2 protein-coding genes are annotated in these 13,604 nt (G+C 70.1%); both read right to left on the bottom strand.

Annotation, left to right across the window (positions count from 1 at the left end):
• Positions 1-43 precede the first annotated feature (43 nt).
• The gene (locus tag VFW71_03715; protein HEU5001873.1) at positions 44-6,832 is read right to left on the bottom strand and encodes an Ig-like domain repeat protein; all 6,789 of its coding nucleotides are present in this window, start codon (positions 6,830-6,832) and stop codon (positions 44-46) included.
• A gap of 351 nt (positions 6,833-7,183) precedes the next feature.
• The gene (locus tag VFW71_03710) at positions 7,184-13,588 is read right to left on the bottom strand and encodes an Ig-like domain repeat protein (GenBank protein ID HEU5001872.1); all 6,405 of its coding nucleotides are present in this window, start codon (positions 13,586-13,588) and stop codon (positions 7,184-7,186) included.
• Between the last annotated feature and the right edge of the window lie 16 nt (positions 13,589-13,604).

Raw genomic sequence — 13,604 nt, 5'->3', positions numbered from 1 at the left:
GTAGCGGGCCGATCTACCGGGGCGGCCGGGACCGGCCCGGGCGTCAGCCCTCCGGGGTGATGCCGGTAATCGGCTTGTTCAGTGGCGTGCCGCTCATCCCGCCCAGGTAGGGGGCGTCACCGAAGGCGAACACCCCGCCGTCCCGGCCGACCAGCCAGTAGCCCTGGGTGTCCGCGGTGGCGGCCATCCCGACGATCTGAGCGCCGAGGGCCGTCCCCGGCAGCGAGCCGTAGGCCGCGGCGTCGCCCAAGGAGTACACCCGGCCCTGCTTGTCGACCTCCCAGTAGCCGCCGCCGTCCCGGGTGGCGGCCATGCCCACGATGGGGGCGCCGGGGGAGCTGGGCGACCCGTAGGACTGGGCGTCGCCGAAGGGGTAGATGGCCCCGTCGGCGCCCACCAGCCAGTAGCCGCCGCCGGTCGGGGTGATCGCCATGCCGACGATCGGTGCCGGCAGGTGCTGACCGCCGGTGGAGCCGAAGAACGGGGCATCGCCCAGGGCAAAGACCCCGCCGTCGGCACCGAACAGCCAGTAGCCGCCGCCGTCAGGGGTCGGCGCCATCGCCACGATGGGGGCGTTCAGGTGCACGCTGGCCACCGAGCCGTGGAACTCGGCGTCCCCGAAGGCGAACACCCCGCCGTCGCTGGCGAACAGCCAGTACCCCAGGCCGTCCGGGGTCGCCGCCATGGCCACCACCGGCTTGTTGAGCGTCATCCCGCCGGTGGAGCCGTAGAACTGGCCGTCCCCGAAGCTGAACACCCCGCCGTCGGCCCCGAACAGCCAATACCCCGGCTGGTGGACCCGCGTGGTGGCGCGGGCGCTGTTGTTGCCGTGGTGGGGGTCGGTCTGGTCGCCGGAGACCGTCACGTTGTTGGTCGCCGTCCCGGCGTCGTGCGCTACGGTCACCAGGATCACGTAGGCGTGGGCGCCCGGGGCCAGGCTACCGAGGCTGCAGGTCACGGTGGGCACCGCGCCGGAGCACGACCCCTGGCTGGACCACGTGTTCGGGAGGCTGAAGCCGGCGGGCAGCGTGTCGGACACGGTGACGCCGGTTGCGGCATGCGGGCCGTTGTTGGTCACGACGATCACGTACGGGGTGTATTCCCCGACCACCGCCTGGCGGGGCCCCACCTTCTGGACCGACAGATCGACGTCGATGACCGCCACCACGGTCTGGCCGCCCGCCAGAGTGCCGGTGCTGCCGGCGTAGGTGGCGTCCCCGCTGTACACCGCCGACACGGTGTGGTTGCCTACCGCCAGAGAGCTCGTGCTGTACGACGCAGTCCCGCCCGAGAGCGTCACCGGGCTCCCGACATCCGACCCGTCGATGCGGAACTGCACCGTCCCGCCCGGGGTGCCCGCCGCGGTCGTCGGGGCCACTGTGGCGGTGAAGACCACGGCGTCGCCGACCGTCGAGGGGTTCTCCGAGGAGGAGAGCATCGTCGACGTCCCGCCGGGCGTCACGACCTGGCCGCCGGGCAGCGAACCGGAGCTGGGGTTGAAGTTGCCGTCGCCCAGGTACTGGGCATCCACGGTGTGGGTGCCGACCGTGAGCGACGAGATCGCCCCGGACACGGCCGACCCACCCGACAGCGACACCGGGCTGCCCAAGTTGGAGCCGTCGATGAGGAACTGCACCTGCCCGCCCGGGGTTCCCGACCCGTTGCCACTGGCGGCGACCACCGCCGTGAAGTGAATGGAATTCCCCAGGACCGACGGGTTCTTGGATGAGGTGACGCTGGTGGCACTCGGCGAGGCGTTCACTGCCTGCCCCCCGGGAAGCGACCCGCTACTCGTCGTGAACGACGCGTCGCCGAGATACTGCGCCGTCACCGAATGGTTGCCCACCGACAGCCCGGACCGGGTGATGGATGCCGATCCGCCGGACAGGGAGACCGGCCCGCCGCTGTCGGAGCCGTCGATGAGGAACTGCACCTGCCCGCCCGGGGTTCCCGCACCCGGGGCGACCGCCGCCACCGTGGCCGTGAACTGCACGGACTCGCCGAAGACCGAGGGGCTCTTGGACGACGTGACTGTGGTGGACGACGACGCCTGGGTGACGGTCTGGGTGACGCTGCCCGTCCCCGGGAGGTACGTGCCGTCGCCCGCGTAGGTGGCGGTCACCGTGTGCGCCCCCACCGAGAGGCTGGCGATGTCAGTCGAGGTGGCGACGCCGGCGGTCAGGGTGACGGGGGCGCCGAGATTGGCGCCGTCCACGCCGAACTGGACGGTCCCGGTCGCCGTCCCCTGGGTCCCGGTGACCGTGGCGGTGAAGGAGACCGGCTGGCCGAAGACCGAGGGGTTGACCGTGGAGGTGACCCCGATCGCCGGCGCCACCCGGCCGACACCCTGGGTGAGCGCCGCGGAGGTGCTGGGCAGGAAGTCGGAGCCGCCCGCATAGGTGGCGGTGACGCTGTGGTTGCCGGTGGCCAGCCCAGAGACTGGCGCCGATACCGCCGTGCCGCCCGAGAGCCCGGCCGGCCCACCCGATGCCGCCCCGTCTACGAAGAACTGCACCTGCCCGGTGGGCACGCCGGCCCCGGGCGCCACTGGCGCCACGGTGGCGGAGAAGGTAACCGCCGAGCCGAACGCCGAGGGGTTGACCGCGGAGGTCACCGTCGTCGTGGTGGCCGCCGGGTTGACCGTGTGGGGGGTGGTGGCGCCGCTGGGGGCGTAGTCGCCATTACCGGCGTAGTTCGCCGATAGGAGCGTGATCCCGGTGGGCACGGCAGTGGTGGTGGTGGTGGCCACGCCATTGACCAGGGGGGCGTCGACCCCGGGGAAGGGGAAGCCGTTCCCGGCGAAGTGCACGGTGCCCGTGGGGGTCCCGGCTCCGGGCGCCACGGCGGTGACCGTGGCCGAGAAGCTCACCGGCTGGCCGAAGGCCGAGGGATTGGGCGAGCCGGCAAACGAGAGGGCGGTCGCCGCCTGGCTCACCGTCTGCGGCGTGGTGCCGGTCGAGGTGCCGAAGTTGGCGTCGCCGCTGTACGTGGCGGTCACCGTGTGACCCCCCACCGCCAGGGATGCGATGGCGGGCGACACCGCGGTGGACCCGGAGAGCGGTGAGCTCCCGAAGCTGGTGCCGTCGGCGAAGAACTCGACGGTGCCGGTGGGCGTGCCAGTTGCCGGCGGCACCGGTGCCACCGTGGCGGTGAAGGTCACCGGCTGGCCGAACACCGAGGGGTTGACCGCGGAGGTCACCGTCGTCGTGGTGGCCGCCTTCGTCACCGTCTGGGTCAGGCCGCCCGAGCTGGCGGTGAAGTCGGCGTTGCCCCCGTAGGTCGCGGTGACCGTGTGGTCGCCGAGGGTCAGAGCCGTGTCCGGCGTGGTGGTGGAGGCCACCCCGGACGCCAGGGAGACGTCCTCGTAGTGGGACCCGTCGACGAAGAACGACACGGTGCCGGTGGGCGTCCCCGCACCGGGCGCCACGGCGGTCACGGTGGCGTTGAAGGTGACGCCCTGGCCGACGAGGGAGGGGTTGACGGAAGAACCCGCGGTGACCGCACTGCCCGCCCGGTTGACGGTCTGCCCGACGTCCGCACCGCTGCTGGTGAAGTTGCTGCTGGCGCCGTAGAGGGCCCGGATGTCGGTCAGGCCCACCGGCAGGCCGGTCACGGTGGTGGTGGCGATGCCCCCCGACAACCCCACCGGCCCGCCGACATTGACGTTGTCGACCTGGAACTGGATGGAGCCGGTGGGGGTGCCCACCCCGGGCGCGGCCGCGGCCACCGTGGCGGTCACCACAACCGGTTGGCCGAAGACCGAGGGGTTCGGGTCCGAGGTGATCCCCGTAGTGCTGCCAGCCTGATTGACCAGCTGGCCCCCGGCGAGGGTCCCGGAACTGCCCCCGAAGCTGGAGCCCCCGCTGTAGGTGGCGGTCACCGTGTGGGTGCCGACCGCCAGGGAGGCGACACTTGGAGAGCTTGCACTGCCGCCCGCCAGCGTGACGGGCGCGCCGAGGTTGGCCCCGTCGATGCCGAACTGCACGGTCCCGGTCGGCGTGCCGTTGGCGCCGGCGTCGACCGTGGCGGTGAAGGACACCGGTTGGCCGAACACCGACGGGCTGGCCGACGATGTCACGGTGGTGGTGGTGGCGAAGCCGTTCACCACCTCGCTCAGCGTCGAGGACGTACTCGTCACGAAGTCGGTGTCGCCGAGGTAGGTGGCCACCACCGGGTGGGTGCCGATGCTTAGACTGGTGACCCCGCTCAGTGTGGCGACGCCCCCGGAGAGCGCCTGGGGCGACCCGACGTTGGACCCGTCAATGGCGAACTGGACCGTCCCGGTCGGCGTCGCCGTGCTCGGGGCGACCGCGGTCACGGTGGCAGAGAAGTCGATGGCCGTACCGGCGACGGCAGGGTTCGCCGCCGCTCCCACGGTGGTCGCGGTGGAGGCCGGGAGGACGGTCTGGTTGAACAGCCCCGAGGAGCCCGCGTGTACGCCGTCGGTGGCGGTGTAGGTGGCCGTGACGGTCACGGAGCCGACCGGCAGGTTGGTGATCACGGGCGTCACTGCCTGCCCGGCCACCAACGTCTCAGTGGCGCCCAGGTTCTCCCCGTTGATGCCGAACTGCACAAAGCCACCCGGGGTTCCGGCCAGGGCGGCGTTGACCTGGGCCGCGAAGGTGACCGGCTGCCCGAAGACCGAGGGGTCGAACGAGGGGAACACGGTGACCGCGGTCGGCGCGGGGTTCACCACCTGGTCGGGCGACAGGGTCCCCGTGCTGCCGTTGAAGTTGAGGTTGCCGCCGTACACCGCGGTGATGGTATGGCTGCCGACGCTGAGCCCCGAGGTGGACACCGTGGCGACCCCACTCCCGTTCAGCGTCGCCGGGCTACCGACCGGGCTGCCGCCATCCTCGAACTGGACGGTGCCGCCGGGCGTGCCGGCCCCCGGTGGGCTGGCCGTGACAGTGGCCGTGAACGTCACGCTCTCGCCGGCGAAGGACGGGGTAAGCGAGCTGGCCACTGCCGTCGCCGAGTTGGCCTTGTTGACCGTCTGGTTGCCGGGCAGCAGGGCGCTGCTGCCGTTGAAATCGCTGTCGCCGCTGTAGACCGCCTGGACGGTGTGGACGCCCACCGTCAGGTTCGAGAGCACGGCGTGGGCGCTCCCGTTGCTCACCGTGACCGGGCTCCCGGGAATCCCATCGATGAAGAAGGTGACCGTCCCGCCCTGCGGCACGGCCGGCGTCGTCCCGGCCACCTGCGACGAGAGTGTTGCGGTGAAGGTGACCGGCTGGCCGAAGACCGTCGGGGTGCCTGAAGTGGTGACCGCCACGGAGGAGTCGGCCTTCACGCTGACGCCGCCGGTGATGGTCTGGCTGTCGGCGACCGCGTCGACGTGGCCGGCGTTGGTCCCGAGCGTCGTCCCGGCGGTGAAGGCGGAGGTGGCCACCCCGTTGACGAACTGGCCGGCCGTCGCGCTGAGGGTGCCGTCCACGGCGTTGCTGAACACGCCGGGTGGCGAGGGGAACGAGGCGAGGCCGTTCAGGGTGCCGGCCGCCAGCGGCCCGCCGGTATTCCGCCCGAGCAGGTCGGCGGTGAAGGTCGTCGACCCGCCGGGGGCGACGACGGCCGGAGATGCGATGGTGCGCAGCTGGAGCCACGACGGGGCGGTCGGTGCGGTGGCCGGGGGCGACACCGAGGCGGCGGCGAGGACCCCGGCACCCGGCCCGGTGTTCACGCCCCACCAGTTGTCGTTGGCGTTGACCGAGCCGGTGTCGACACCCTCGGCGATGCCGCTGCCGAAGGTAGCGGTGTTGCCCACGATGCGGTTGTGGGCGACGGTCGTGGGACCAATGTCGTTCCAGATCGCCCCGCCCCCACCGCTGTGGCCGGAGGCGCTGTTCCCGGTGAACGTGCTGAGCGTGATGCTGCCCGACCCGGCCGAGGGCGTGGGGTTGGACGAACTGATGTAGACGCCGCCTCCCTTGCCCTGGTCCACCGTGCCGGCAGTGTTGTTGATGAACTGCGACGTGGTGACGCTCGTAGCCAGCTCAGCGTCGATGAACAGGCCGCCACCCGGGCCGCCGGCGCTGTTGCCGCTGAACGTCGACCCGCTCACGGTGGCGTGCTGGTTGATGCTCGACCCACCGATGAACACCCCGCCGCCCCCGTCGGAGGCCCCCGATGGCGCCGTGACCGTGTTGTTGGTGAACGTGCTGTTGGTGATGGAGACATCCCCTGCGGCGAGCCCGGTGTCGGAGTAGCCGACGGCCCCGCCGAAGCCGGACGCCGAGGTGTTGTTCGAGAACGTGCTGCCGGAAATGGTGAGGCTCCCGGCGCCGTCAAAGATCGCCCCGCCGCCCGACCCGTTGGCCAGCGATTGGTTCCCGGTGAAGACGCAGTTCGTGATTGTCAGGCTCTGGCCGGGTCCTCCCGCCTGGATGGCGCCGCCGCCGAGCCCGTCCCCGTTCCCGGTCGTCGAGCGGGTGTCGACGCCGCCCGTGATGGTCAGGTTCTGGAACGTAGTTGACTGGTTGGTCACGAAGCTATTGGCCGCGACGTCAAAGCCCAGTAGAAATACGGTGCTGTTAGCCGTATTTTGCTGGATAGTAACGGAACTGGCGTTCACCCCAGTCCCGTTGATGACCACGTCCAGGGTGGTGCCCACCTTGCCGAGGTCCAGCTCACCCAAGGTCAGCGTGTAGGTCCCCGGACCGAGGTTGATCTGTACCGGGTTGGCCGAAGTCGACGCGGTGGTGTTCGCCGCCGCCACCGCGTCGCGCAGCGAGCACAGAATGGGCGTGCAGGCACCGTCGTTGCTGTCGGTGGTCTTCGTGACGGCGAACACGGTGGTGGCCGCTGCGGAACGCCCGGGGGTGAGGGTGATCACTCCGAGGCTGAAAAGCAGGCCCCCAAGAGCAAGTAACGGCAGAAAGACTGCGGACCAAACTGCACCTGCCGAGGCGCGATGGCGCGGCTTCATCTCTCCAAGCTCCCGGTCAACGATATCTGGGAAAACCTAGGAAAAGTAAGAATTCCGGCGTGCCACGTAGTGTACTGCGATGAACGCTCTCTGTGCATAGTGGATCGGCGAAGGATGAGCGCCGCTTCATGGTCCGCCGGGTGCGATTTGTACGTAGTTCTCGCGAGGCGGGTAGTGCCGTACGCGCACTCCCCGGCCGGATCGGGCCGGGGAGTGGTGTGGTGTTGGTTCTTGGTGACCGGTAGCCGCGGTCTGGTCTTATTGGATGGTGGACCCGCTCCCGATCGTGTTGCCCACCGCCACGACCGTCCCGGTGTCCGGCGGCGGCACCGTCCCGGTGTTGCCGGTGATCGTGACCGAGCCGCTCACGGTGTTGAAGTCGAACTCCACACCACCGGTCCCGTTGGTGATTGACACTGCCCCGCTGATCGTGTTGCCGGCACACGATGGGCTGCCCTCATCGTCGCCGATCACGACCAGGCCCGAGGTGTGGGTAATCGTCGCCCCACCGCTCAACGACGACCCGCACATCCGGATCTGCACCGCCCCGCTGGCGGTGATCGAGCCCTTGACGGTCGCCCCCTCGACGTCGAGGGAGCCGCCCGCCTGCACGGTGATCGACCCGGTGATGCTCGCTCCCGGTCCGATGAACAGTGTCTGGCCGGCCTTGACCGTGAGGGCGCCCCTGTGGCTGCCGGTGATGGTTGTGGTGGCCGAGGTGGTCTCGGTGAAGGGTGGCGACGTGGACGGCAGGGCGGTCGGGCTCCCGGAATAGGTGGCGGTGACGGTCGAGGCACCGACCGGGAGCTGGTGGATCGTCGAGCAGGTGGCCGTATCGGGTGCCGCCCCATTCAGGGCCTGGGTCCCGCACCCGGTGATCGGCGCCCCATTGGAGAAGAACGCCACGGTGCCCGACGGCGCCGGCTGGCCCACCCCGGCGGAGACAGTGGCGGTGAAGGTGACCGGGCTGCCGACCGGTCCGGAGCCGTGGTCGGAGGAGGACAGCGTGGTCGTGGTCGACAGCTGGCTGACGACCTGCGTGAGGGTCCCCGACGATGAGGTGTAGCCGGAGCTGCCCTGGAAGGTGGCGGTGACGTCGTAGCTGCCCGGGGACAGGTTGGCGGTCGGCGGGGAGACGGCCACCCCGTTGACCAGGTTGACCAGCCCCAGAGGGCCGCCGTTGAACTGGAACAGCACCTGGCCAGTGGGCGTGCCTGCCCCGGGGGCCACCGGGGAGACGGTGGCGGTGAAGGTGACGGACTGGCCGGGGATGGACGGGTTGGCCGAAGCGGTGAGCGTGGTCGTCGTGCCGTCCTGGATGACGACCTGGCCCCCGGCCAAGGTCCCCGAGCTGGGGACAAAGGTCGGGGCTCCGCTGTAGGTGGCGGTGACGGTGTGGGTGCCGACGGCCAACGTGGACACCGGCGGCGATTGGGCGATGCCCCCGCTGAGCGAGACCGGGTCGCCGATGTTGTCGCCGTCGATCCCGAACTGCACCGAGCCGGTCGGGGTCCCGTTGCCCCCGGCGCTGACGGTGGCCGTGAAGCTGACCGGCTGGCTGAACACCGACGGGTTGGCCGACGAGGCGACCGTGGTGGTGGTGCCAATGCCCGTCACCTGCTGGGTCAAGCTCGCTGCGGTGCTGGTGATGAAGTTGGCGTCACCGAGGTAGGTGGCGGTGACGCTGTGGCTGCCGATACTCAGCGAGGTGATACCGCTGAGGCTGGCCACCCCAGCGGCGTTCAGGCCAGCTGGGGAGCCGAGCGTCGAACCGTCAGCGAAGAACTGCACCTGCCCCGTCGGGGTGCCCGCCCCGGGGGCGACGGCCGTGACCGTGGCTGCGAAGTCGATCGCGGTACCCGCGGTTGCCGGGTTGGCCGACGAACCGATGGTGGTCGTGGTGTTGGCCTGGTTGACGCTTTGGGTGATGCTCTGGCTGCCGGGCAGGTAGGTGGTATCCCCGGTGTAGGTGGCGGTGACCGTCGAGGTGCCCACCGGCAGCGCGGTGTCCGCGACCGAGGTGGCGGTGCCGCCCGACAGGGCGACGGGGGACCCGAGATTGACCCCGTCGACCCCGAACTGGATGCTCCCCGTCGGTGTGCCGACCGCGCCGGTCAGGGTGGCGGTGAACTGCACCGGCTGGCCGAACACCGGGCTGGCAACGGTGGAGGTCAAGCCGAAGGTGGCATCGATCCGGCCGACGACCTGGGTGAGGATCGGGGAGGTGCTCCCGCTGAAGCTGCCGTCACCGGTGTAGGTGGCGGTGACGCTGTGCGAGCCGGGGGTCAGCGACGAGGTCGACCCCGAGGAGCCCACCCCACCGGTCAGCGTCGCCGGACTGCCGAAGGCGGAGCCGTCGATGAAGAACTGCACCTGTCCGGTCGGCGTTCCCGACCCAGGCGCCACGGCGGTCACGGTGGCGGTGAAGTTCACCGGCTGGCCGAGTGCCGAGGGGTTGAGCGAGGAACCGACAGTGGCGGACGAACTGGCCTTGGTGACGACCTGGCCACCGGCCAGGGTCCCGGAGCTGCCGGCGTGGCTGTCGGAGGGGACATAGGTGGCGGTCACGGTGTGGGTGCCGACCGACAGGGTCGAGATCGACGGCAGCTGGGCCACGCCACCGCTGAGGGCCACCGGGCTGCCCACGTTGGCCCCGTCAACGCCGAACTGCACGTTGCCGGCCGGGACCCCTTCGCCATCAGGACCCACGGTGGCGGTGAAGGTCACCGGTTGGCCGGAGACGCTCGGGTTGGCCGACGAGTTCAGTGTCGTCGTGGTGGGGAAGCCGTTGACCACCTCGGTGAGCGACCCGTTGGAGGTGTTGAAGTCGGGGTCGCCCTGGTAGGCGGCCACCACGTCGAAGGTACCTTCGGGGAGCCCGATACCGCTCTGCACGGCCACCCCGTTTGCGTTCAGGGTTACCGGGAACACCCCGTTGTCGACCTGGAAGATGACCTGCCCGGTCGGGATCCCCGCTCCGGGCGACACCGCGGTCACGGTGGCGGTGAAGCTGAGGCTGCTGTTCGCGATCCCGGGGTTGGCGCTGGAGCTGATGATCGTCATGGTGTCGGCCTTGTTGACGGTCTGCGTCAGGCTCTGGCTTCCGGGAAGGTAGGTCGTGTCACCGGTGTAGGTGGCAGTGATTGTCGAGTTACCCACCGGCAATGAGGTGTCGGCGATGGAGGAGGCCTTACCGGCGGTGAGGGTGACCGGCGTGCCCAGGTCCGCGCCATTGACGCCGAACTGGACGCTGCCGGTCGGGGTGCCCGCCGAGCCGGTGATCGTCACGGAGAACTGCACCGGCTGGCCGAACACCGAAGGATTGACGCTGGAGCCGATAACGATGGTGGGGGCGACGCGACTGACCACCTGGGTCAGGGCCGGGGAGGTGCTCCCGTTGAAATTGCCATTCCCGGTGTAGGTGGCAGTGACGGCGTGGGAACCGACCGCCAGCGACGAGTCAGATCCCGAGCTTGCAACGGAACCGCTCAGCGTCGCCGGGCTGCCGAAGGCGGAGCCGTCGACGAAGAACTGCACCTGCCCGGCCGGCGTGCCTGTCCCCGGCGCCACCGCGGTCACGGTGGCGGCGAAGGTCACCGGCTGGCCGAGCGCCGAGGGGTTGACCGAGGAACCGACGGCCACGGCGCTGGACGCCTTGGTGACAACCTGGCCGCCGGCCAGGGTCCCGGAGCTGCCGTTGAAGTTCCCCGAGGCGGCGTAGGTGGCGGTCACGGTGCTGGTGCCGACCGGCAGTGTCGTGACCGATGGCAACATGGCCACGCCCCCGCTGAGGGCGATCGGGGACCCGATGTTCGCCCCGTTCACGCCAAACTGCACGTTGCCGGTCGGGGTCCCGTTCGGGCCGGCCGAGACGGTGGCGGTAAAGGTCACCGGCTCGCCGGAGACCGAGGGGTTCTTCGATGAAGACAGGGTGGTGGTGGTGGAGAAGCCGTTGACCACCTGGGTGAGCGTGGTCGAGGTGGAGGTGGTGAAGTTGGAGTCGCCCAGATAGTCCGCCACAACGGAGTGGCTACCGACCGCGGGACTCACCCCGCCCAGGGTGGCCACTCCCCCGGAGAGAGCCTGCGGCGAGCCGGAGTTGGCGCCGTCGATCACGAACTGGACGTTGCCGGTCGGCGTTCCCGCTCCGGGCGCAGCTGCGGTCACGGTTGCAGTGAAGGTGAGCGGGACACCGGCGAACGCAGGATTGGCGCTGGAGCCGATGGTCGTCGTCGTGTTGGCCTGGTTGACCGTCTGCGTGAACAGGCCCGAGGAGCCGGCGTGCAGGCCGTCGGTGGGGGTGTAGGTGGCCGTGACGTTGGTGGAGCCAACGGCGAGGTTGGAGATCACCGGCGTCACCGCCTGCCCGGACACCAGCGTCTCGGTGGCCCCGAAGTTCGCCCCGTTGATGCCGAACTGGACGAAGCCGGCCGGGGTCCCGGCCAGGGCGGCGTTGACCTGGGCGGTGAAGGTGACCGGCTGGCCGAACACCGAGGGGTCGAACGACGGGAACACATTGACCGAGGTGGGGGCCAGCTTGACGACCTGGTCGGGCACGAGGGTCCCGGTCGAGCCGTTGAAATTGGCGTTGCCGGCGTAGACCGCGGTGATGGTGTGGGTGCCGACCGTCAATGAGTTGATCGAGATCGTCGCAACCCCGCTGGCGTTCGGGGTCTGGGCGACCCCGAGAGCGTTGCTGCCATCCATGAATTGCAGCGACCCCGTGCCGCCTGGGATGCCCGCTCCGGGGGCGACCGCGGTGATGGTGGCGCTGAAGGTGATGCTCTGGGTGACAAATGCCGGGTTGAGCGAGCTGCCCACCGCCACCGACGTGTTCGCCTTGTTGACGATCTGGGTGGCCCCGGTGGTGGTGGTGGAGCCGTTGAAGTCGGCGTCGCCGCTGTAGGTGGCGGTGACCGTGTGATTGCCGACCGCCAGATCGCCGAAGGCGGCATTGGCGCTACCGCTCGACACTGGGGCCGCCGCCCCGTGGGAAACGCCGTCGACAAAGAACTGCACCGTGCCACCGGCGGGGGCCGGGGGCGTGGTAGACCCGGACGCCGAGCTGAGGGTCGCAGTGAAGGTCACCGGTTGCCCGAAAACCGAGGTCGACGGGTTCGTGGCAACCGAGGTCGAGGAGTTGGCCTTGATGTTCAGGTTGCCCGTGACCGTTTGGTTGTCGGCGGTGACGTTGAGGTGCCCGGCGGGCGACCCGAGGGTCGTCCCGGCGGTGACCCCGGCGGTGCCCACCCCGTTGATGAACTGGCCGGAGGCGGTGCCGACCGTGACGTCAACCGCGGTGCTGAAGATGCCGGTTGGGGTCGGGAACGTCGCCAGCCCATTGAGGCTTCCCGCCGCCAGCGGGCCCCCGGTGTTGCGGCCCAGCAGGTCGGCGGTGAAGGTGCTGGCGCCCCCGGGCAGGACGGTGCCCGGCGAAGCGATGTTGCGCAGCTGCAGCCAGGAGCTGGCGGTTGGGGCCGTGGCCGGGGGCGACACGGATGCGGCGCCCAGGACCCCGGCACCCGGCCCGGTGTTCACACCCCACCAGTTGTCGCTGGCATTCACCGACCCGCTGCTCACGCCTTCGGCGATGCCGCTGCCGGTGGTGGCGGTGTTGCCCACGATGCGGTTGTGGGCGACGGCGGTGGGGCCGATGGCGTTGAAGACCGCCCCGCCCTGGCCACCGTTGGAGGCGGTGTTGCCCGTGAAGGTGCTGAGCGTGATGCTGCCCGACCCCGACGACGGCGTCGGGTTGGTCGAGCTCATGTAGACCGCTCCGCCCTGGCCCTGTTGCACCGTGCCGGCGGTGTTGTTGACGAACTGCGAGGTGGTCACGCTGGTGGAGAGTTCCGCCGCGATGTACAGCCCGCCGCCGGTGGCCCCGGCGCTGTTGCCGGTGAAGGTCGACCCGCTCACGGTGGCGTGCTGGGTGATCGTCGCACCGCCGAGGAACGCCCCGCCGCCCCCATCGGAGGAGCCCGCCGGCGCCGTGACCGAGTTGTTGGTGAAGGTGGAGTTGGTGATGGAGATGTCGCCCGCCGCCAGCCCGGTGTCGGAGTACCCGATGCCGCCGCCGAAGCCGGATGCCGAGGTGTTGCCGGTGAAGGTGCTGTTCGACACGGTCAGGGCGCCAGCCCCCTGGAAGATGGCGCCGCCGCCGGCGCCGTCGGCCAGTGACTTGTTGCCGGAGAACACGCAGTTGGTGATGGTGAGGCTGTTGCCGGTGCCGCCGTCGTCCTGGATGGCGCCACCGCCGAAGCCACCACCGCCGCCACCACCCCCGGTGCGCGTGTCGACCCCGCCCTCGATGGTGAGGTTCTGGAAGGTGGTCGACTGACCAGTCACGCTGGCACTGGTCGAGAGGTTGAAGGCAACCAGGAACACGGTGTTGTTGACGATGCTGCTGCCGCCGGTCTTGCTGGTCTGGTTGATCACGACAGTTGATCGGTTACCGCTAGTTCCGTTCAGTGTTATACTCCCGTTGGTTGCCGCAAGGTCGAGCTCCCCCAGTGTCAGCGTGTAGGTGCCCGCCGGGATATTGATCGTCACAGGGGTTGTCGCATTCGCCGCCGCGCTCGCCGCATTCACTGCGTCGCGCAGGGTGCAGCTACCGCCACAGTTGCCGTGGGTGGCATCGGCAGTCGAGACGACCGTGAACGTCATCGGAGCCGCGATGGCG

It is taken from the genome of Actinomycetota bacterium (assembly GCA_035765775.1).
Taxonomy (GTDB): Bacteria; Actinomycetota; CADDZG01; order JAHWKV01; family JAOPZY01; genus DASTWV01.
This window is presented reverse-complemented; position numbering and strand designations above follow the sequence as displayed.